Source organism: Streptomyces polygonati (genome assembly GCF_042650325.1).
GTDB lineage: Bacteria > Actinomycetota > Actinomycetes > Streptomycetales > Streptomycetaceae > Actinacidiphila > Actinacidiphila polygonati.
On sequence record NZ_JBHSBB010000013.1, the window covers coordinates 303,759 to 324,938 of the forward strand.

Below are 21,180 nucleotides of genomic sequence, written 5' to 3' on the forward strand. Positions count from 1 at the left end.
ACCACTTCCTCCCCCTGCCCGACCGGCGGGCCCGATCCCCCAAGATCAGGCCCACCGGTTCCCCCCGGGCTCCCCCCTTTTTGGTCCCCCGTGCCCCCCGTTCCCCCCGTGCTTCCCCCGTTCCCCCGTCCCCCCTCTATTTCCCCCGTGCCCCCGTTCCCCCGTGCTCCCCCGTCACCGACGGCTGATCGCGGCGCGTTCCCCAACGCGCCCCGATCGGCCGCGGCCGGTCGATCAGACCGAGGGCTCGGACTCGGTGTGCCAGTTGTCGGGCTTCACGGTCCCGGGCTTGACCGGAGCGGGCTTGGCCGGCTTACCGGTCAGCAGGCCGTCGGCAGGAGCCTGAGTGGTGCCCTCGGTGTGCCAGTTGTCCGGGTCGTCCTTCGTGGAGCCGGGCGGTACCGGCGGGAGAGGGTCGGTCGGATCGGTCGGCGGAATCTCGGTGCTCATGGCGCTCTCCTGTGCCTTGGGGACGTACCTTTGAAAAGGCCCACCCGGCGAGTTCCCCCGTGCCCCACCGGGCGGGCAGTTCGTGTAGTGATGGAATCGTGGCAGCCGTCGATAATCAACTGATAAACGAGCTCGATGAGTTGCCCGACCTGCCCTTACGCGCTCAGACGGCGAGGGATCCCGACGACGTCGAGGACTCGCCGCCCAGCAATTGGCGTACGTCCTGCGCCTCGGGTGAGCCGAGGTCCACATACATGTTCAGCGCGTCGTGCCAGCAGGCGTGCGCCCTGACGAGCTGGCCCATACCGGCCAGCGCCCGGCCCAGCGCGGTCAGCACGTTGGCGGTGCGCCACTCGCCGCCGACCTCGCGGAGGATGACCAGGGCCTGCTCGGCGTGGGACGCCGACTCCCGGCGGCGGCCGGCCGACAGGTGCGCCTCGGCGAGCCGGAAGAGCGTCATGCCCTCCCAGAACCGCTGCCTGGAGTCGCGGAAGATCTGGAGCGCCTCGGTGAGCGAGGCCAGTGAGTCGTCGAGCCGGTCGGCCTGGGCCAGCACGATCGCCATCGTGTACAGGCCGTTGCCGAGCCGGAAACCGGCGTTCAGCTCCCGGTATATCGCGAGCGCCTGCCCGCTGCTGGCCACCGCCGCCTCGGACTCACCCAGGCTGAGCTGCGCCCGCGCCAGGTTGCTGAGCGCGGACGCCTCGCCGTGCCGGTTCCCGTCATCGCGGAAGGCGCCCAGCGCGGTGCGGTGGAAGTCGGCGCAGTCCTCGAAACGCTGGGCCTGGTGGGCGATGCTGCCCCGCAGATTCGGCGCGTAGCTGCATGTCACCGGGTCGCCCACGGACAGGCCGACCACCATGGCGCGCCGGGCCTCCTCGTCGGCCTCGGCGAACCGCGCGACCATACGCAGCAGTTGGGCCACCAGGACCCTGGCCCGTCCTTCCACCAGGCGGTCGCCGCAGGCGTGCGCGGTGGCGACCAGCGCTCGTGCCGCCTGCTCGTACTGCCGGGCGTAGACCCCGGACTCCATCAAGTCCTGTGCGGCCAGCAGCAGATCGACGGCGCGCCGCATCGGGCCCTCGCAGCCGCTGTCGGCGGCTTGCTGGACGGCGGCCAGCAGGCCCTGCGCCTCGGCGAACATCCACTCCAGGGCGTCCTCCCGGGAGCCGAAGACCAGCCCGGGGTGGACGGCCGGCGCCAAGTGCTCCAGCACCCGGTCCCGGGGATTCTCCAACTCGTAGGCGCAGGTGGACGAGGCGAGGTAGAAGTCGAGCAGCCGGGACAGCGCCTGGCAGCGCTCCTGCTCGGTCTCGTCGCGTTCGGCGCACTCGCGCGCGTACAGCCGCAGCAGGTCGTGGAAGCGGTAACGCGCGGGCGCCGCCGACTCGATGAGGCTGATGTCGACCAGCGCCTCCAGCAACTCCTCGGTCCGGTAGTGGTCCAGGTCCAGCACGGCGGCAGCCGCGGCCAGGGAGATGTCGGGGCCGTCGGTCAGCGACAGCAGCCGGAAGGCGCGGGCCTGCGCGGCGGACAGATGGCCGTAGCCGAGGGCGAAGGTCGCCTTCACCCCGAGGTCGCCGGCCCGCAGCTCGTCCAGCCGCCGCCGCTGGTCGGCGAGTTTGTTGGCCAGTACGGAGACGGTCCAGGTCCGGCGGGCGGCCAGCCGGGAGGCGGCGATCCGGATGGCCAGCGGCAGGAAACCGCAGGCGCCCACCACGTCGAGGGCCGCCTGCCGCTCGCTGCTGGTCCGCTCCTCGCCGACGATCTTGGTGAAGAGGCTCAGCGCCTCCTCGGGCGACATCACATCGAGGTCCACCAGATGCGCGCCGGCCAGGTCCACCATCCGCACCCGGCTGGTGACCAGCGCCGCGCACCCCGGGGTGCCGGGCAGCAACTGGCGGATCTGCGCCGCGTCGTAGGCGTTGTCGAGCAGGGCGAGCACCCGGCGGCCGTCCAGCGTGGAGCGGTAGAGGGCGGCGCGTTCGGCCAGCGAGTCGGGGATGGCCGGGTTGGGCACGCCCAGCGCGCGCAGGAACGCGCCGAGCACCGCCTCGGGTTCGGCCGGGCGCGGATCGGTGCCCTGGAGGTCGACGTACAACTGCCCGTCGGGGAACGACTCGCGGGCCTCGTGCGCGACATGCACCGCGAGGGTGGTCTTGCCCACACCGCCGATGCCGGCCACCGCGGAGACCGCCATCACCCCGCTGCCCTTGGACGCCTCGGCCAGCTGCTGGCCGAGTTCGGCGACGAATGCGGCCCGGCCGGTGAAGTCGGCGACGGTGGCCGGCAGTTGCGCGGGCCGCACCACCTCGGGCACGCCCGTGCCCATGCCGGCCGGAGCGGCCAGTGACGGGTCGGCCTCCAGGATGCGCTGGTGGAGCTCGGCGAGTTCGGGGGAGGGGTCGATGCCCAGCTCTTCCGCGAGCAGCCGCCGGGTGTCGGCGTAGACGCCGAGGGCCTCGGCCTGCCGGCCGCTGCGGTACAGCGCCAGCATCAGCAGCGCCCGCAGCCGCTCCCGCAGCGGGTGGTCGGCGGACAGCGCGGTGAGTTCGGAGACCGCCTCGGCGTGCGCGCCCAGCTCCAGGTCGAGTTCGAGCCGGGTCTCGATCAGGCCGATGTGCCACTCGGCCAGCCGGGAGCGCTGCGTCTCGGCGTACGGCCCCGGCAGTCCGGCCAGCGGTTCGCCGTGCCACAGGTCCAGTGCCTGGCCGAGCAGTTCGCGGGCCTGCGCCGTCTCGCCCGCGGCCCGCCGCTGGTCCGCCTCGGTGACCAGCCGCTCGACCATGGCGCTGTCCAGCGCGTCGGTCGCCACATGCAGCGCGTAGCCGCCGGAGTCGGTGATCAGCGCGGTCGGGCCGAGCGCCTTGCGCAGCCGGAAGGCGTACGAACGCAGCGCGGCCAGGGCCGTATTGGGCGGATTCTCCCCCCATACGGCATCGAGGAGTTCCGACGCGGTGGCGGTGCGCCCGCCACGCAGCAGCAGTGCGGCGAGCAGGGCCCGCTGCTGCGGTGCGCCGGTGCCGATCGGTTCGCTACCGCGCCAGGCACGAACCGGGCCGAGGACCGCGAACCGCAGGCTGCCGCCCGGCTCCGTCCTGGTTTCCATTTCAGCCCCCTGAACCGCTCGCGAGTCCGGTCTCCCCAGGACCGGACTCTCCGCGCGTATATCTATCGTTCATCGCTGGACGGAACAGTTGTCCGCATGGCACGTGGAGCCGGGAGTTCGGCTCGCCCGTGCCAGTTTGCCGTGTCGGGCCGCTGAGGTCACCCCGGTCTGGGTCCCGATCCGGCCTCGCGGCAAAAGTGTGGCTGAATCCGAGGTTCCGTCTGTGCGTGCGCGGAGGTTGTGCTGTGTGGGGTCCGTTCGTACCGGTGTGCGATCTACGACTGGGCTGGTGACTGTAGCGTCATGTGTGCCTGGTGCGCGGATGGTTCGCCCGATTCTCCGGTCTTGGGTGTTTCGGGGGAATCTTTTCATACCCCGGGTTCGGGGCGAACGGCGGCTCGAACGGGCAGGCCGGCTGCTGAGTCGGCCGGTGGGCGGGCCGGTGAGCGGGCCGGGTCTGCCGGGGAAGGGCCGGCCTTCACCCGGCGGTCGCGGGGACGCGACCGTACGGTCCCGGCGGTGCGTTCCGGGCCGGTCGTCATGGCTTTCCCGGGCGTCCTCGACGCCCCCGCCGTCCTCGACGGACCGGCTGTCCTCGACAACCCCGCCGTCCTCGACGGACCGGCTGTCCTCGACAACCCCGCCGTCCTCAACCTTCCGGCGCTCCCGGTCCGGCGGCCCGAGCGGTTCACCGCTGCCGCCCTGCCCGCGGCGACAAGGGCGGCCGGTATGACCGGCGACGGCCCCGACCGCCCGGACGACGGCGTCGACGGCGGTGGCGGCCGCGGCAGCGGCGGCGGTGGCGGGAACGGCGGTACACGACCCCGTTCGGGTGACATCGGCCGCCTGCCCGGCCCCCTGCTGCGCCACCGCGCCCAGCGCCGTCCGCAGACCGTGCCCGCGCTGCCCTACCCGAGCACCACGCCGACCGGCACAGCCCTGACCGGCACCGCCGGCCGCAGCTTCGCCGAACTCGACCGGCGGGCCCGCGCGGTGGCGGCCCGGCTGGGCAGCCTGCTCCAGCCCGGCAGCCGCGTCATGCTCGCCTACCCGCAGGGCGCCGACCTGGCCGGTGCCTTCTACGGCTGTCTGTACGCCGGCATGGCCGCGATCCCGGTGGTGCTGTCCGAGCCCGGGGCCACCGGCCCGGTCGGCCGCGCGGTCACCCGCTGCGCCCCCGACCTGGTGCTGACCGGCACCGACATCTGGACGCCGCTCGCGGTGGACCGGACCCGTACCCAGGTCGTCGAGGCCGACGGCCAGCGCGTGGGCGGCGACCCCGTCTGGCGGCTCGCGCAGGACTGGCGGCCGGTCGGTGTGCTGCGCACCGCCCCCGCCTACCACCGCTACCACGACGACGGCGGGGTCGGCGGCCGGCTGGAACCGGCGATGGCGCACGCCGACCTCGCCGATGTGATGGGCGAACTCGCCCAGGCGGTCCGGCTTGGCACCGACGAGGAGAACGTGGGCTGGATCGCGGCGGTGCACGGAGTGGAGGACGCGGTGTGGCGGATCCTGCTGCCGGTGCGGGTCACGGTCTGAGGCGGCCCGGGGCAGCAGGCGGCCCCGGGAACGGTGCGATCGTCGGGCCGCCCGGAAACGCGCGTCGGACCGATGAGTTCCGCCCGGCACGACCGTCTCCTTGGGCATGACCGACAAGACCCCGTACGAGACCGTCAATCTCGATCGCGTCGGGTACGGCACCGCCACCTTCCCGTGGAGCCGCGCCCGCGACCAACTCGCCGCGGAACCGGTGGACGTGGTCGCCGTGCCGTACTTCCTGAGCACCGCCGGCCCCGACGGCGCCCCGCACACCGTGGGCATCGGCGCCCTCTGGGACGACGGCGACCTCTACTTCACCAGCGGCCCCGGCACCCGTAAGTCCCGTCATCTCGCCGCCAACCCGGCCTGCACGATCGCAGTCCGGCTGCCCGACCTGGACCTCGTGCTGGACGGCGAGGCGGTCAGGACCACCGAGGCCTCGACGCTGGAGCGCGTCGCCGCCCGCTACCGCGCCCGGGGCTGGCCGGCCGAGGCCACCGACGACGGCTTCACCGCGCCGTTCAGCGCTCCCAGCGCCGGGCCGCCGCCCTGGTATCTGTACCGCTTCGCCTTCCGTACCGCGGTCGGCGTCGGCATCAAGGAGCCGGAGGGCGCGACGCGCTGGCGCTTCGAGCGCTGACGCGGGACCGGGGGCCCGGGCCGGGAGGCGGTCACCGGGCCCCCGGCGATTCGGGGTGAGGGACGTGCGCGCGGATCGGTCGGGGCCGGTCCCGGCGCCGCCGGGACCGTTACCGCTTCCGCCCGAGCCAGATCGGGTTGGTGATCGCCGCGGCCGGCCCCGGCAGCCCCGAAGCGCCGCCGTCCGGCGCCGGGTGGCGTACCTCGGCCCGTACGTACGCCGCCACCGACGCGGTGGTGGGCCACTCCAGGACGCCCGTCGCCGGCAGCGGCGCGGCCACCATCTGGCCCTCGTCGGTGACCAGCCGGACCAGCGAGGCGGCGGGCACCCCGCTCACCGCCAGCCGTACGGTCACCGGCGCGTCCGCGGCGACCGGCAGCCGCTCGCCGATGCCGGCGTGCTCTCCGCGCGGACCGGCCGCCGAGAAGGACAGCCGCACCCGCGCCGACTCCGCGATCCAGGAGGTGCCGGCCCGGATCCCCGCCTGCAGGGAGCGCCGGTCGAGGCCGTCCGCCAGCACGACGGTCTGCGGCAGGCCGACCACATCGGGGTCCCGGTGCGCGTCGGAGTTGCCCATCGCGGGGATCCAGTGGCCGTCGGCGCGGCGCGCGGCGGAGGTCAGCAGGTTGTCCCAGGTGAGCAGGGACACCTCGTCGTCGGGCGTCCAGGGGCCGTTCCAGACCTCGATGGCGTCCACGTCGTCGTAGCCGAACTTCCACTGGCTGGCCGGACTGGGGCCGTACGGGTGGGCGGGCACCACGATGCCGCCGGCCCGCCGGATCCGCCGGGCGAAGGCGCCGAAGGCGTCGTCGCGCGCCCGGTAGCGCCAGTCGATCCACTCGCCCGCGTCCAGACCGAGCGCCAGATAGTGGCCGTTGCGGGTGGTGACCTCCTCACCCGTGAGGATCAGCAGATCATCGCCCGCCAGCGACCCGAGGTGGGCGTGCGCCGAGTTGGTGTTGTGATCACTGGAATTGATGAAATCCAGCTTGGCGGCCCGGGCGAGCGCGGCCAGTTGTTCCAGCGTGCGCTTGCCGTCGGAGTGCACGCTGTGCAGGTGGCAGTCACCGCGGTACCAGTCGCGGCCGCGGCCGGGCGCGTGGTCCGGCGGGTAGTCCGGCGCCGGGGCCGCGCCCCGGTCGCCGAAGGTGAGGGTGACCGTGACGGAGTAGTCCAGCCCCTGCGGCGCCACGGTGTAGGGCCCCAGGACCACATGCCAGGTGCCCGCCTCGACCGGCCCCGCGAGGTATCCGGGCGTCGCCTCGCCGGCGCTGATCGTGAAGTCGGTCCGCGCGCCGCCCGACCAGCCGCGGAAACCGTGTCCGCCGACCTCCGTACCGCGCTGGTCGAAGACCCCTATGTCGCAGGCGTTCCCGAGCGTCCCGACGGGCACGGTCGGCTTGTCGTAGGTGTACGCCACCGCGATCTGCCGCACCCCGCGGGGCACTTCCACCGGCAGGTGGACGAAGTCGGCCACGCCGGTGGGCAGGTGCCCGGTGACGACCCTGGTCCGGACGGTCCCGGCGCCGCCCGACCCCCCGTCCCGGGCGGCGCCGGCCGCGGCCGGGTCCCCCGCGTCGGATGCGGCGGCGAAGCTCACCGGGGCCAGCGTCAGTACGCCGGCGGCCCCCGCGAGCGCGGAGAACTTCAGTACGTCGCGTCGGTCCATGGGACAACGGTCACTCGCCCGGGTGACGAGCGCATGGCGACACCCTGTGCGGCAGGCTGCCGACAGTGAACCGTTGTCACCCCCAGCACCACCCGCACCTGCCGTCCCCGCCTGTCGCTTGTCGTCCCATCCGCCTGTCCTACCTCTGACGATGCGACCGGATATTCCTCATCCGGTCCGATCGACGGGTGATGTTTCCGACAGCTGACCGCGTCGACTGATGGTCCGTCGACCCGCTGATCACCGGTCGGGGAACTTATCCTCGAAGGATGAGCCTGCCGCCGTCCGCCGCCGTGCCCACCGCCAATTCCATGCGCCGCGCTCTGGCCCGGGCGGGCAGTGGCGTCGCCCTCGACGTGGGTGAGGCGGCGGTGCTGCTGCAGGCGCGGGGCGATGATCTGACCGCGCTGTCGGGGGTCGCCGCGCGGTTGCGCGACGCCGGACTGGAGGCGGCGGGGCGGCCGGGGGTGATCACGTACTCGCGGAAGGTCTTCATCCCGCTGACCCGGCTGTGCCGCGACACCTGTCATTACTGCACGTTCGTGACGGTGCCCGGGAAGCTGCGGCGGGCCGGTGAGGGGATGTTCCTGTCGCCCGACGAGGTGCTGGACATCGCGCGGCGCGGTGCGGCGATGGGCTGCAAGGAGGCGCTGTTCACGCTGGGGGACCGGCCGGAGGAGCGGTGGCCGGAGGCGCGGGAGTGGCTGGACGCGCACGGATACGACGACACCCTCGCCTATGTGCGGGCGATGTCGATCCGCGTGCTGGAGGAGACCGGTCTGCTGCCGCACCTGAACCCGGGAGTGCTGGGCTGGACGGATCTGCAGCGGCTCAAGCCGGTGGCGCCGTCGATGGGGATGATGCTGGAGACGACCGCGACCAGGCTCTGGTCGGAGCCGGGCGGCCCGCACTACGGTTCGCCGGACAAGGAGCCCGCGGTCCGGCTGCGGGTGCTGGAGGACGCCGGGCGTTCCAGTGTGCCGTTCACCACCGGGATCCTGATCGGCATCGGTGAGACCTACGAGGAGCGGGCGGAGTCGCTGTTCGCGATCCGGCGCACCGCGCGGGCCTATCACGGGATCCAGGAAGTGATCATCCAGAACTTCCGCGCCAAGCCGGACACGGCGATGCGGGGGATGCCGGACGCGGAGCTGGAGGAACTGGCGGCGGCCATCGCGGTGGCGCGGGTCGTGCTGGGCCCCTCCGCGCGGATCCAGGCGCCGCCGAATCTGGTGGACGGGGAGTTCGGCCGCTTCATCGCGGCGGGGATCGACGACTGGGGCGGGGTGTCGCCGCTGACACCGGACCATGTCAACCCCGAGCGGCCCTGGCCGCAGATCACGGATCTGGCCGACCGGACCGCGGACGCCGGGTTCGTCCTGCGCGAGCGGCTGACGATCTACCCGGAGTTCGTGCTGCGGGGCGAGCCGTGGCTGGATCCGCGGCTGGTGCCGCATGTGCGGGCACTGGCCGACCCCGTGACGGGGCTGGCACGTGAGGACGCGGTGGTGGCGGGCCGGCCGTGGCAGGAGCCGGAGGACGCCTTCCCCGCCGCGGGCGTGGGGCGCACCGATCTGCACCGCACGATCGACACGGAGGGGCGCAGCGGCGACCGGCGGGAGGACTTCGAGGAGGTCTACGGGGACTGGGAGGCGCTCCGGGAGCGGGCGGCGCCGGGGATGGTCCCCGACCGGGTGGACGCCGATGTGAAGGCGGCGCTGTCGGTGGCCGCCGACGACCCCACCCGCCTCACCGACGCCCAGGCGCTGGCGCTGCTGCACGCGGACGGGGCGGCGCTGGACGCGCTGTGCCGGATCGCCGACGACCTGCGGCGCGCGGTGGTCGGCGACGAGGTCACCTATGTGGTGACGCGGAACATCAACTTCACCAACGTCTGCTACACCGGCTGCCGCTTCTGCGCCTTCGCGCAGCGCCGCACCGACGCCGACGCCTACACGCTGTCGGTCTCGCAGGTCGCCGACCGGGCCGAGCAGGCCTGGCAGCTGGGCGCGACCGAGGTGTGCATGCAGGGCGGTATCCACCCCGACCTGCCGGGCACCGCGTATTTCGACATCGCCCGCGCGGTCAAGGAGCGGGTGCCGGGGATGCATGTGCACGCCTTCTCCCCGATGGAGGTCGTCAACGGCGCGACCCGCACCGGGATGAGCGTCCGCGAATGGCTGAGCGCGGCCCGCGAGGCGGGGCTGGACTCGATCCCGGGCACGGCGGCCGAAATCCTGGACGACGAGGTCCGCTGGGTGCTGACCAAGGGCAAACTGCCCGCCGCGACCTGGATCGAGGTGGTCACCACCGCCCATGAACTCGGCCTGCGCTCCTCCTCGACGATGATGTACGGGCACGTCGACCAGCCCCACCACTGGCTGGGCCACCTGCGCCTGCTCGCCGAGGTGCAGAAGCGCAACGTGGAGAAGGGGGTGGCCGGGTTCACCGAGTTCGTCACGCTGCCGTTCATCCACACCAACGCCCCCGTCTACCTGGCCGGCATCGCCCGCCCCGGCCCCACCATGCGCGACAACCGCGCGGTGACCGCGATGGCCCGCCTGCTCCTGCACCCGTACATCCCCAACATCCAGACCAGCTGGGTCAAACTCGGCGCCGAGGGCGCGGCCGCGATGCTGAACTCCGGTGCCAACGACCTGGGCGGCACGCTGATGGAGGAGACCATCTCCCGGATGGCCGGCTCCGCCCACGGCTCCTACCGCTCCATCCGCGACCTGGTCGCGATCGCCGACGCCGCCGGCCGCCCGGCCCGCCAGCGCACCACCCTCTACGGCGACGTCACCCCCGAACGCCTGGCCACCGGCCACGCCTCCGACGGCCACCTCCCCCAGCTCCTCCCGCTGCTGGAGGACTGAGCCGCTGGCTGACCGCGCTTCCCCAAGCACGCGCCCGTGTAACGGATCTGACGCCGCCTCACTCTGCCGGGCCCCCGCGAGGGGCCCGCTCCGGTGAATTCCGCGCCCCGCCACGGCCACGTCTCCCCGTGTTCCTTGGCGTGCGTCCGGCCCGGTGATGAAGTCCGAGGTGGCGGAAGTGAGTTGCGGCACCCTTTGGGGGCGAAGTGGCGCGGACCGGCGGGACCAGCAAGGCCGGCGGGACCGGTAAGGCCAGTGGGACCGGCGTGACGCGCGGGACGGCCGCCGCCCTGGCCGCCCTCGCCGTCGTCACCGGGTCCCTCGCGGAGGCGACCGGCGCGGTGGCGGCGGACGGCGGGATGCCTTACACGCGCGTGGAGCAGCTCGCGCGCGGCGTGACGTACGGCGAGTTCACCACCACCGCGTCCCACGGCACGGTGCGCGGCGGCGTGCTGACGGTGGACCTCCGGACCCCGGGTGTGCGGGTGGACCTGCTCACGCCGGGGGCCGTCGCGGCCCGGGCGGCCGTCTCCCGCCTGGCCGACGCCCGGCACGCGCTCGGCGCCGTCAACGGCGACTTCTTCGACATCAGCGAGGCCCAGCACCCCGGCGTGGTCCCGACCGGCGCGTCCGACGGTCCGGAGATCGCCGCCGGCCGGGCGCTGAAGGCGGCGGTGCCGAGCGGCCAGCGCTTCGGGCCGGGGCTGCCGCCGGGGACCACCGCCGAGGACGTCCTGGGGGTCGGAACGGACCGCAGGGCGCGGCTGGACCGGCTCGTCCTCAAGGGCTCGGTCCGGACCGCGCACGGCAACTACTCCCTGGGCGGCTACAACCAGTACGCGCTGCCCGACGACGGCATCGGCGCCTACACCCACGACTGGGGCGCCGTCTCCCGCCGCCGCGCGGTCTGCGGCAGCGACACCTCGCGCGGAGCCGGATGCAGCACCGACACCTACGAGGTGGTGGTCCGCGACGGCCGCGTCGTGTCGGTCGCCGACAAACCCGGCGCGGGCGCGATCCCGGCCGGTACGACGGTGCTGCTGGGCCGGGACGCGGGCGCCGACGCATTGCGCGGCGGGCCGCGGCGCGGGCCGACCGGCGGGCTGCGCGTCGGCGACCCGGTGCGGGTGGACGAGCGGCTCGCGCCGACCGTGAGCCCCTCGGCGTACGCCTTCGCGATCGGCGGCTTCCCCGTGCTGCGCGACGGGCAGCAGCTCACCGGACTGGACACCAGGACGGCGGCGACCAGGACCGCGGCCGGCTTCGGCGACCGGGGCCGCACGGTGTATCTGCTCGCCCTGGACGGCGACGCGGAGTCCGACGCGGGCCTGACGGTCGCCGAACTCGCCCAGCTGATGCGGAGGATCGGCGCCGAGGCCGCCGTCGATCTGGACGGCGGCGGTTCCAGCACGCTGGTCACCCGCGCCGAGGGCCGGCGGGCCGCGACCGTACGCAACCACCCGTCGGACGGCGCGGAGCGGCCGGTCGCCAACGCGATCGGCATCCTCACGGACGGCTGAACCGGGCGGCCACGCACGGGGGTTGCCGAGCCGGCGCCCGCAGCGGCGACAGCGCCCGGGCGCGGAGCCGTCCGTAGCGCCCCGCCAGCCCCCGTCGAGCGCCCGCCCCTCCCACCAGGGGGCGCGCAGCCGTAACGCGCGCTCCCTTCGTCCTCCCCGTCCGCTTCCTCCGCGCCGGGAGAATCCAGCGCCATCCGCGCGTTCACCCCCGTTATCGGTCGTTCGCGGACAACCCCGACCTACCCGCCGCCCCCCTTCCCCCGCTGGTCGGGTCGGCTAGGGTGCTGGCGCAGAACGGGTCCGACCGGGGGCTGATCGAAAGGGAGCGCCGTGACCGCTGTCTGGGGACGCGCGCAGCAGCAGGACTTCCGCAGCCGGGTACGGGGCTGCCTGCTGGGTGGCGCGGTCGGCGACGCTCTCGGCGCCGGCGTGGAGTTCGAGTCGCTCGACGCGATCCAGCAGGGCCACGGCCCGGACGGCGTCACCGACTACGTGACCGCCTACGGCAGACGCGGCGCGGTCACCGACGACACCCAGATGACGCTGTTCACGGTCGAGGGCCTGATACGCGCCCAGGTGCGCCGCGACACCGGCGCGTGGCACCCGCCGACCGACATCCACCGCGCCTACCGGCGCTGGGCGGCCACCCAGAGCGAGTGGGGCCCGGACGAGCGCCGCAAGGACACCGGCTGGCTGGCCCGCGAGGAATGGCTGTACGCCCAGCGGGCCCCGGGCGGCGCCTGCCTGTCCGGCCTGTCCGACGACCGGATGGGCACCCTGGAGGAGCCGAAGAACCCCGGCTCCAAGGGCTGCGGCACCGTGATGCGCTCGGCGCCCTTCGGCCTGCTGGTCGGCTGGGAGCCGCAACTGGTCTTCCAACTCGCCGTCGAGTGCGCCGCGCAGACCCACGGCCACCCCACCGGGCAGCTCGCGGCCGGCGCCTTCGCGGTCATCGTCCACGGCCTGGCCCGCGGCGAGGCGCTGGACGGCTCGGTCCAGCACGCGCTGGCGCTGCTCGGCGCCCGCCCCGGCCACCAGGAGACCACCGACGCCCTGCAGAGCGCGCTGGGCGCGGTGCGCCAGGGGTTGCCCTCCCCGCAGCGCGTCGAGGCGCTCGGCGAGGGCTGGAGCGCCGAGGAGGCGCTGGCCATCGGCGTGTACTGCGCGCTGGTCGCCGAGGACGTGCGCCACGGTCTGCTGCTGGCCGTCAACCACTCGGGTGACAGCGACTCCACCGGCTCCATCTGCGGCAATCTGCTCGGCGTCCAGCACGGCGAGACGGCCCTGCCGCCCGCCTGGATCGCCGAGTTGGAGGGCCGCAGCACGATCCTCCAACTCGCCGACGACTTCGCCATGGAGATGACGCAGGCCCCCGCCCTGCACGGCCCCTCCGGCGCCAGCCCGGCCTGGCTGGACCGCTACCCGGCCGCGTGACCGCCCTGCCGCGTAAGGCGGGCGGCGCCACCGAAGCGGGTGACAACCTTGACCGCATCCCGGAAAGTACTTGGACGTCCTAGCAGTTCTTCGTAGGCTGCCGCATATGACGACGACGACCCGAGCCGCGCTCCCCGCCCTCGCCGCCCGCGCCCGCGCGGTGGGTGCCTCGCCGGTACGCGAGATCCTGGCGCTGACCGCCCGGCCCGAGGTGATCTCCTTCGCCGGCGGCCTGCCCGCGCCGGAACTCTTCGACGCCGAGGGCATCCGGGCGGCGTACGACCGGGTCCTGGCCGAGCAGCCGGGCAAGGCGCTGCAGTACTCGACCACCGAGGGCGATCCGGCGCTACGGACCGCCGTGGCCGGGCGGTTGACCCTGCGCGGTCTGCCCACGGAGGCCGACGACCTCGTGGTGACGAGCGGTTCGCAGCAGGCGCTGGCGCTGCTCGCCACCACGTTGCTGGAGCCGGGCGACGTGGTGCTGGTGGAAAACCCCACCTATCTGGCCGCGTTGCAGTGCTTCGGCTTCGCCGGCGCCCGGGTGGTGGCGGTGCCGACCGACGACGACGGCGTGATCCCGGAGGCGCTGGAGGAACTCGTGCTGCGCGAGCGGCCGAAGCTGCTCTACCTCATCCCCAACTTCCAGAATCCGACCGGCCGTACGCTCCCGCTCGCACGCCGGCGCGCGGTCGCCTCGGTGGCGGGGCGGCACGGCCTGTGGATAGCCGAGGACGACCCGTACGGCGAACTGCGCTTCGACGGCCGCGAGGAGCCCTGGATCGCGTCGCTGGACGACGCCGCCGACCGCACGGTCCTGCTCGGCAGCTTCTCCAAGATCATGGCGCCCGGGATGCGGCTCGGCTGGCTCCGGGCGCCGGCCGGCCTCGCCCGGGCCTGCGTGATCGCCAAACAGGCCGCCGACCTGCACACCTCCACCGTCGACCAGGCCGCCGCCGCGCGCTATCTCGCCGACCGCGACCTGGACGCGCACCTGGACCGGGTCCGCGCCGCCTACCGCGGCCGACGTGACGCACTGCTGGCCGGACTGCCCGCCGCGCTGCCGGCCGGCAGCGCCTGGAACCGGCCCGAGGGCGGGATGTTCGTCTGGGTCCGCCTGCCCGCCGGACACGACGCCACCGAACTGCTGCGGAGCGCGATCACGTACGACATCGCCTTCGTGCCCGGCGCGCCCTTCTTCGCCGCCGAGCCCGACCCGGGGTCGCTGCGGATGTCGTTCACCACCCACTCACCGGCCGAGATCGCCGCGGGGCTGGTACGACTGGCCAGGGTGTTCTGAGGGCCCTCGCCCTTGCGCGCCCGGTGCGCCACCCGGTCCCTCCGCTCCCCTCCCACGGACGGCAGGGAGCCCCCTCGGCCAGGACGGCGGCCAGTCGAGAGGGCTCTTCTGGGTGGCGCGCTGCGGGCTAACCGATGGTGAAGGAGCCCCGGTCCACATCGGTGACGAACGACGACCACGCCTCGGGCGAGAACGTGAGGACCGGGCCCTGGGGGTCCTTGGAGTCACGGACGACCACGGACTCGACAGCGGGTGACTTCACTTCCACACAGGCGCCGTTTCCGGTGGACCGCGAGGACTTCATCCACCCGGTGGTGCTGCCCAGCTTGATTGCCATCTTTGCTCCGGTCTGTACTGGTGACGGTGGCGCGATCGCACGCCTTACCTGACGCGCTCGACGCTACTCGCCGACCTCATACGCCCGAGGGACTCTTCACCCAACCGGATGGCATATACCCTCGAAATCTTCCCAGTTGGGCGGGGGTAGGTGTAACCTGCCGCCCGCCGGTCTCAGACGTAGCGCTCGGCGGCCGCCCGGATGAAGTCGCGGGTCCGCTCCGCGCTGAGCGCCTGGGCCCGCAGGTGTTCGTACATCACGCTGTACGCCTGCACATCTGCGTCCTTCTCCAGATACAGATCACTGTTGACGCCCTCCAGATACACCACCGTGGCGTCGGTGGTGTCGGTGAACTCCAGCACCGCGAACTGACCGCTCAGCCCCGGATGCGCCCCGACCTCGAACGGCAGCACCTGGACGGTGACATGCGGCAGCTGGCTCAAGTCCACCAGGTGCTCCAGCTGTTCGCGCATCGTGGCGTTGTCGCCGACCTTGCGGCACAGCGCCGCCTCGTCGATCACCGCCCACATCCGCAGCGGCGTCGCGTCCAGGTCGGTGATCCGCTCCTGGCGGCGCATCCGGACGTTCACCCGCTTCTCGACCTGCTCCGCCGTGGCCTCCGGAAGATTGCCCGCGATCACCGCGCTGGCGTACCCGTGCGTCTGCAACAGCCCTGGCACCACCTGGGGTTCGAAGACGCGCAGGCTCGCCGCCTCGGTCTCCAGACCGATGTAGACGCTGTAGGGGATGTCACCGAAGGCGTGCCACCAGCCCTGCTGGCGCGACTCCTTGGCCATCTGCATCAGCGAGTCGACGACCCGGACGTCCTCCACGCCGTAGACCCCGCACAGATCGCGCACATCACGCTGGCTGATACTGCGCCGGCCGTTCTCCAGCCGGCTGATCTTCGACTGGGAGACCAGAAGACGGGCCGCGACCTCCTCGGCCGTCATGCCCTTCATCTCACGGAGCTTGCGCAGCTCCGAACCCAACCGGCGTCGCCTGACGGTGGGATTGACGTTGGCGACCACAGGGACTCGCACCTCCACGCTGATCCGGACTGGTGGTCAGTCAGCCTGCCACTACCCGTCTTCGCCGCGCTGGCGAATGAACGGAACAAGCTTGCCCGCGGGCTTCCCGGTGACCTTTCCCGGTCTTCTCCGGGTGTTTCCCGGGGTCTTTTCTCCCGGGGTCTTCTCACGGCCCTCGCCGACTCCGCGCGGGACCGGCCCCGGACACAAACCGGACACAAAAGCGACGCGCGGGGCGCCGGCCCCCGGAATCTCCGGAGTCCGCCGCCCCGCGCGGCGCAGCGGCTCCCGGAACGGGTCGCTGCGGACGGTTCGGCCCAGCGGTGCCCGGTCCCTGCCGGCGGACACCGCTGCCGTCCTGTCGTACGGGGTGCGTACGGGAAACTGCCCGGTCCCACCGCCACTCGCGTGCCTGTGGGCCCGATGTGCGCCGCGGCCGTGCGTTTATCCGCCGCGTACATCCTGACTGCTACAACCTTGCTGATGTCGCCGACCAACAGCCCGCACTGTTCAACGGGCGCCGGCCCGGGCCATGGAGCCGTGCCCTGCCGCGCGCTGCACCTGGGCCGGCGGGCGCTGCTTCGGCTGCGCCGCCACCCCGTTCTGCACATCCATCACGGCGTGCGCGACGAGGCCGCCCATCGGGTCGTACCGGATCAGGTCCCGCAGGCGCGATCGCGAAGACCGGCCCTCGTTACCCGGGTACAGGTGCTTGCCGAGTCCCACGGCGTGGGCGAGCGCGGCGAGCGCGGCGGTCCGCGGGTCCGGCGGTACGCCGGTGCGGATCGCACTGTCCAGCCGGGCTCTGATCTCCCGGCTGACCGCGCTGTCGGTCGCCTGATACCGAGTGGTCGGCAGCACCCCGCACATCTGTCCGGGTACGGCATGCACCATGCCGCACCGCTCCAGGTGCGCGAGATACGTCTGGCGCAGCCCCAGCCGGGGCCCGCCGATCCAGTGGACGGCACGCACCGGACTGCCACGTCGGCGCAGCAGTTCGAGCGCGGAGTCCAGGGTCGGATCTCCTGTCGGCCGTGGGTGCACCACGGCGATACGATCCCCGTCAGGGGCTATCCGTCCGGCCAGGGCCAGCTCGACGAGCTGTGCCCCGGCGAGGCCGAGGTCGAGTGATTGCGGCTGCGCCGTGGTCCCGGTCGTCGGGTCCAAGGCGAGCAGCAACAGCTCTTCCGGAATACTTCTGCGGCTCTTGCCCATCCATGCCTCCCCGCGTGGATGAATGACAGGGTGACGCCTCTCACACCAGCCTGTCGAGAGCGCCTTTGCCATATCGACGGGAACCGGGTGGTATGTCGTTCTCGTCTACGGGGTGGGTGGGGTGTCGCGGGCGGCCTGCGGGCCTGTCGCGGGACACTGGCCCCTGTGAGCCGGGGTGGACCGTGGCGGCACCGGACCGGCCCGATCACGAAACGTGCATGATCGATCACAAAGTGTGGAGGAGGTCTGCGTGACGGGCGAGTCCCCCGGCAGGGAGCAGCAGCACGGGACGTCGGGGGAGGTGGCCGATCGGGTGGCCGCAGATCCGATGACCACGGTGCTTCGGTTGCCCATCGAGACGCATGAGGCGCCTGATGCGAGCCGGGCGGAGAGAACATCGGAGGTCTCCGCGGATCGGGCGGGCGCGTCGACCGGCGGCTCCACCGCCGCACGCGCTGCCGCCCCGCCGGACGGCCCCGCTCCCGAGCCGCGCCCGCAGCCCGCTCCGGCGTCCACTTCCACGGCGGTGGTGGATACGCCGGACGACGTAGTGACCGTGGATGATCCGAGCGGCCCCGGCGCTCCGGAGGCGCCGTTCACGCCCCCCGCGGAGAGCGGGGCGCCCGCCAAAACGGAACCGAATCGTGACCCGGCGATTGGGGCCGGTGGGGCTTCTGGGGCGGGTGATGCTCCGGGGGCGACGGCGGATCCGGCGGCCGAGGACGCGGCCGGCCGGACCGACGGCAGGGCGGAGGACTCCGGGGTCATCGGTGGCGGTGCCGAGGACTCCGACGACTCCGACGACGAGGCCGCGGCGGACGCCGAGGACGGTCCCGAGGACGGTCCCGGGGACGGACCCGGGGAGGCCGCCGAGGAGACCCCGGCGCCCGCGGACGCGCCCGCGCGCACTCCTTCGGCGGAGTCCGCCCCCCGGACGGCTGACGGCCAGAAGGGTGGCACCCCGTCCCCGGAGCAGGGCCAGGAGGGGGCCGCGGAGGCCCCTGAGGCCGCTGGGGCGTCCCAGGAGGGCCTGGCGGCCCCGGGAGCCGCCGGCGGCGGCGGGAGGGGCGCCTCGGGCCGTACGGACGCGGCGGGAGCCCTGGACCGTACGGACCCGCCGCGCGCCCCGGGTGGCGCCGGCGCCCCCGGACGTACGGAGAAGGACGGCGCCGCGGGCGAACCCGCCGCCTCCGACCGTCCCGACGAGGCCGCGCCCGCCAAGCGCTTCGTCCGGCCCCTGGTCTCCGACCTGCCGCCCGAGCGCCCCGACGGCGAGGGCGACGGCCCGGTGGTGTTCGGCGCGCCCGGCAGGCCCGTAGCGGCCCGTAAGAGCCCGTACGCGCCGGTACGGCCGGTCCCCGAACCGCTGCCGCCGGCCGCCAGGCCGCCGGCCCGGACGACGAGCGCCCAGGGCGCCGCGGGCGGGAAGGCCACCTCTACCGCGCCCGCCGAGGGCGAGCGCGTCGGCCCCGAGGGCACCCGCGGCATGGCCGTGCCGCCGGCCCCCGAGCAGGCGCCGCTGAAGCTGCTCGCCGAGCTGACCAACACCCCGCCCCCGCGCCAGACCGCCCTGCGCAGCACTCTGCGCCGGTTCAAGATCTGGACCCCGCTGGCCGTCCTTCTCGCGCTGGTCTACGTCGTCGTGCAGGCCGTACGCCCGCTGCCGACACCGGACTTGGAGCTGACCGCGGCCTCGTCGTACACCTTCGACGGCACCCCGCTGGCGCAGTCGATGCCCTGGCCCGCGCAGGGCCAGTCGGTCGCCGAGGTCGAAGGACTGGGCTCGCTCGGGGTGCACGGCGCCCAGACCCCGGTACCGATCGCGAGTGTCACGAAGGTGATGACCGCGTATCTGATACTGCGTGACCACCCGCTCAGCGGGACCCAGAACGGGCCGCTGATCACCGTCGACCAGCAGGCCGCCAACGAGTCCTCGTCCACCGACGAGTCCACCGCCGCGGTCAAGGAGGGCCAGAAGTTCACCGAACGGCAGATGCTGCAACTGCTGCTGGTCCCCTCCGGCAACAACATCGCGCGTCTGCTTGCCCGTTGGGACTCCGGCACGCAGGCCGCCTTCGTCACCAAGATGACCAGGGCCGCCGCCGACCTCGGCATGACGCAGACCACCTACACCGGTGCGAGCGGCTTCGAGGAGACCACCGTCAGCACCGCCGACGACCAGCTCAAACTGGCCCGGCAGGTGATGAGGAACAGCGTCTTCCGGTCCGTCGTCGCGCTGCCCAACATCAAGATCCCCGGGGTCGGCACGATCTACAACAACAACAACGACCTGGTGCACCAGGGCGTGGTCGGTATCAAGACCGGCTCCAGCACCCCGGCCGGCGGCGCCCTGATGTGGGCCGCGCACAAGAAGGTCGCCGGCAAGGAGCAGCTGATCCTGGGCGTCGTGCTCCAGCAGCGCGGCGGCGCCACCGTCTTCGACAGCCTGCAACTCGCCCTGGACAACAGCCAGAAGCTGATCGACTCCGTCCAGGGCGGCCTGACGTCGGCGACGATAGTGAAGAAGGGCGAGGTCGTCGGCGAGGTGCACGACGGCATGGGCGGCAGCACCCCGGTGGTGGCCGAGCGCGATCTGAACGCGATCGGCTGGCCGGGCATGAAGGTGCGCCTCACGCTGAGCCCCAACTCCTCCGGGGTGCCGCACAACGCGGGCGCCGACACCTCGGTCGGCACGCTCAGCTTCGGCACGGGCGGGGCGCGTACGACCGTGCCGGTGGTGCTGAAGAGCGATCTGCACGAGCCGTCGTTCGGCAAGAAGCTCGTCCGGATCGGCTGAATCCCCGCGGTCAGGCGGACAGTTCCCGTTCCAGGGGCGTACGGAAGCGCGGTGTGATCCGTACGCCCCCGAGCAGGCCGACGAGTTCGGCCGCCGCGCGGTCCACCGCCCCGGCGGCTTCCGCCCCCCGATCGGTCAACTGCCGCCAGACCACGCTCCCGTCGGCCCGCTGCGCCCAGCCGCCGATCACCTCACCGCCCCACCACACCGTCGGCCCCACGTTCCCCGTCCCGTCGAACAACTCGGCCCGGTGCGAGCGCGGCAGGAACCAGTCCCGGTCCTGCCAGCCCATCGGTGTCGGGTCGAGCCCGGGAAGCAGTACGGGGCCGGGAGGCGGCGGTTCGGCCGGTTCGGTGTCGCCGGGCAGTATGTGACCGGGCAGTATGTGACCGGCGCCGTCGTCCAGCCGCACGGTCTCGGCTCCCACCGCCTTGAGGGCCTTGCGCACCTCGGTGAGCGTCCAGCCGGTCCACCACTTCAGATCGGCCTCCGTACCGGGCCCGTACGCCCGCAGCCAGGCCCGGACGACCGCCTCCCGGGCGGGCCCCACCGGACGCTCCGGCAGCGGCTCGGCCCGCGCCCAGCGGAACTGGCCGCTCGTCCACGACCCGGCGGGCCGGCGCCGCTCGATCCGGTACTCGGCGGCCATCACGCGGATGACGCGGCTCGCCACATTCTGCGTCGTCTCGTACGGCTTTCCGCGCCCGACCACCACCTGCTCGCGCAACCGCGGCACCAGCGCGGAGAGTCGGGCGCCGCCGCTCTCCCCGTGCCGGTCGAGCGCGGCTTCGACCTCGGCCTCCACCTCCGCCAGCCAGGCGGCGTCCCAGCCGCCGCCCCGCGCGAGATGCTCCAGCAGCTTCGTCCGCTCCCGCGCCGCGATGTCCCGCCCGGCCGCCGCGAACACGTCCGGCGCGCTCTCCCGGCTCACCACGAACATCGTCCGGCGCATGGCCATCATCCGCACCAGCGCGGGGCCGGACCCCGGACCGGACCCGGACCCGTAGAGCGCCTCCTCCACCGCGGCGATCGCGCCGCTCGGGCGGCACAGCCGTGCGGCCACCGACAGGAACACGGTGGCCGGATCGGTCGCGTGCAGGGCGACCAATCCCTCGACGACCTCGGCGACGTCGTCCACCGCCGCCAACTGCCGCGCCCGCAACCGCGCCCGCCGCTCCTCGACCCCGATCCGTACCCCGCTCACCTCAGCACTCATGCGCCCAACCGTGCCATCCCGTGCGGTGCCATGGCACCGGACACGGT

14 protein-coding genes are annotated in these 21,180 nt (G+C 73.3%); 7 read left to right on the plus strand and 7 right to left on the minus strand.

What is annotated here, in order from left to right; translation table 11 throughout:
- Positions 1-234 precede the first annotated feature (234 nt).
- Positions 235-450, minus strand: a complete 216-nt coding sequence (locus ACFO3J_RS19555; protein WP_386430743.1) for a hypothetical protein — start codon at positions 448-450, stop codon at positions 235-237.
- 163 nt (positions 451-613) lie between these two features.
- Complete coding sequence (locus ACFO3J_RS19560) at positions 614-3,559, minus strand: AfsR/SARP family transcriptional regulator (RefSeq protein WP_386430744.1); 2,946 nt, start codon at positions 3,557-3,559, stop codon at positions 614-616.
- 519 nt (positions 3,560-4,078) lie between these two features.
- On the opposite strand from ACFO3J_RS19560, the gene ACFO3J_RS19565 reads away from it, so the two are divergent.
- Together ACFO3J_RS19565 and ACFO3J_RS19570 are read left to right on the plus strand one after the other, a co-directional pair.
- The gene (locus ACFO3J_RS19565; protein WP_386430745.1) at positions 4,079-5,101 is read left to right on the plus strand and encodes an AMP-binding protein; all 1,023 of its coding nucleotides are present in this window, start codon (positions 4,079-4,081) and stop codon (positions 5,099-5,101) included.
- Between the two features lie 106 nt (positions 5,102-5,207).
- Complete coding sequence (locus ACFO3J_RS19570) at positions 5,208-5,741, plus strand: pyridoxamine 5'-phosphate oxidase family protein (protein WP_386430746.1); 534 nt, start codon at positions 5,208-5,210, stop codon at positions 5,739-5,741.
- Between the two features lie 109 nt (positions 5,742-5,850).
- Here ACFO3J_RS19570 and ACFO3J_RS19575 read toward each other — a convergent pair whose 3' ends face one another.
- Positions 5,851-7,410 carry a CehA/McbA family metallohydrolase gene (locus tag ACFO3J_RS19575; protein ID WP_386430747.1) on the minus strand — a complete coding sequence of 520 codons (1,560 nt, stop codon included), beginning with the start codon at positions 7,408-7,410 and terminating at the stop codon, positions 5,851-5,853.
- A 269-nt stretch (positions 7,411-7,679) separates the two neighbouring features.
- On the opposite strand from ACFO3J_RS19575, the gene ACFO3J_RS19580 reads away from it, so the two are divergent.
- The 4 genes from ACFO3J_RS19580 (at position 7,680) to ACFO3J_RS19595 (ending at position 14,537) form a co-directional block, all read left to right on the plus strand.
- Positions 7,680-10,286, plus strand: coding sequence for a bifunctional FO biosynthesis protein CofGH (locus tag ACFO3J_RS19580; RefSeq protein WP_386430748.1), 2,607 nt, complete (start codon positions 7,680-7,682; stop codon positions 10,284-10,286).
- Positions 10,287-10,552: 266 nt separating this feature from the next.
- On the plus strand, positions 10,553-11,806 hold the full coding sequence (locus ACFO3J_RS19585; protein ID WP_386430749.1) for a phosphodiester glycosidase family protein: 1,254 nt from the start codon (positions 10,553-10,555) through the stop codon (positions 11,804-11,806).
- A gap of 330 nt (positions 11,807-12,136) precedes the next feature.
- Positions 12,137-13,240 (plus strand): ADP-ribosylglycohydrolase family protein, encoded by a 1,104-nt coding sequence (locus ACFO3J_RS19590; RefSeq protein ID WP_386430750.1) that lies wholly within the window; start codon positions 12,137-12,139, stop codon positions 13,238-13,240.
- Positions 13,241-13,346: 106 nt separating this feature from the next.
- Entirely contained in the window at positions 13,347-14,537 is a 1,191-nt protein-coding gene (locus ACFO3J_RS19595) for an aminotransferase-like domain-containing protein (protein ID WP_386430751.1), read from the plus strand.
- Between the two features lie 127 nt (positions 14,538-14,664).
- On the opposite strand, the gene ACFO3J_RS19600 is transcribed toward ACFO3J_RS19595, so the two are convergent.
- The 3 genes from ACFO3J_RS19600 to ACFO3J_RS19610 all read right to left on the minus strand — a co-directional run bounded on the left by ACFO3J_RS19600 (position 14,665) and on the right by ACFO3J_RS19610 (position 17,120).
- Positions 14,665-14,874, minus strand: a complete 210-nt coding sequence (locus ACFO3J_RS19600; protein ID WP_386430752.1) for a DUF397 domain-containing protein — start codon at positions 14,872-14,874, stop codon at positions 14,665-14,667.
- Positions 14,875-15,047: 173 nt separating this feature from the next.
- Positions 15,048-15,905 carry a helix-turn-helix domain-containing protein gene (locus ACFO3J_RS19605; protein ID WP_386430753.1) on the minus strand — a complete coding sequence of 286 codons (858 nt, stop codon included), beginning with the start codon at positions 15,903-15,905 and terminating at the stop codon, positions 15,048-15,050.
- A 510-nt stretch (positions 15,906-16,415) separates the two neighbouring features.
- Positions 16,416-17,120, minus strand: coding sequence for a GOLPH3/VPS74 family protein (locus ACFO3J_RS19610; RefSeq protein ID WP_386430754.1), 705 nt, complete (start codon positions 17,118-17,120; stop codon positions 16,416-16,418).
- Between the two features lie 556 nt (positions 17,121-17,676).
- Between ACFO3J_RS19610 and ACFO3J_RS19615 the strand changes: the two genes are divergently transcribed.
- The gene (locus tag ACFO3J_RS19615; protein WP_386430755.1) at positions 17,677-19,917 is read left to right on the plus strand and encodes a D-alanyl-D-alanine carboxypeptidase; all 2,241 of its coding nucleotides are present in this window, start codon (positions 17,677-17,679) and stop codon (positions 19,915-19,917) included.
- A gap of 10 nt (positions 19,918-19,927) precedes the next feature.
- Here the strand turns inward: ACFO3J_RS19615 and ACFO3J_RS19620 are convergent, their stop codons facing one another.
- On the minus strand, positions 19,928-21,133 hold the full coding sequence (locus ACFO3J_RS19620) for a winged helix DNA-binding domain-containing protein (protein WP_386430756.1): 1,206 nt from the start codon (positions 21,131-21,133) through the stop codon (positions 19,928-19,930).
- Between the last annotated feature and the right edge of the window lie 47 nt (positions 21,134-21,180).

Bases quoted from the DNA above. Each gene is read 5' to 3' on its own strand.
- ACFO3J_RS19580 (WP_386430748.1), top strand. From the start codon at position 7,680: ATGAGCCTGCCGCCGTCCGCCGCCGTGCCCACCGCCAATTCCATGCGC.
- ACFO3J_RS19555 (WP_386430743.1), bottom strand. From the start codon at position 450: ATGAGCACCGAGATTCCGCCGACCGATCCGACCGACCCTCTCCCGCCG.
- ACFO3J_RS19595 (WP_386430751.1), top strand. From the start codon at position 13,347: ATGACGACGACGACCCGAGCCGCGCTCCCCGCCCTCGCCGCCCGCGCC.
- ACFO3J_RS19575 (WP_386430747.1), bottom strand. From the start codon at position 7,410: ATGGACCGACGCGACGTACTGAAGTTCTCCGCGCTCGCGGGGGCCGCC.
- ACFO3J_RS19620 (WP_386430756.1), bottom strand. From the start codon at position 21,133: ATGAGTGCTGAGGTGAGCGGGGTACGGATCGGGGTCGAGGAGCGGCGG.
- ACFO3J_RS19560 (WP_386430744.1), bottom strand. From the start codon at position 3,559: ATGGAAACCAGGACGGAGCCGGGCGGCAGCCTGCGGTTCGCGGTCCTC.
- ACFO3J_RS19600 (WP_386430752.1), bottom strand. From the start codon at position 14,874: ATGGCAATCAAGCTGGGCAGCACCACCGGGTGGATGAAGTCCTCGCGG.
- ACFO3J_RS19570 (WP_386430746.1), top strand. From the start codon at position 5,208: ATGACCGACAAGACCCCGTACGAGACCGTCAATCTCGATCGCGTCGGG.
- ACFO3J_RS19610 (WP_386430754.1), bottom strand. From the start codon at position 17,120: ATGGGCAAGAGCCGCAGAAGTATTCCGGAAGAGCTGTTGCTGCTCGCC.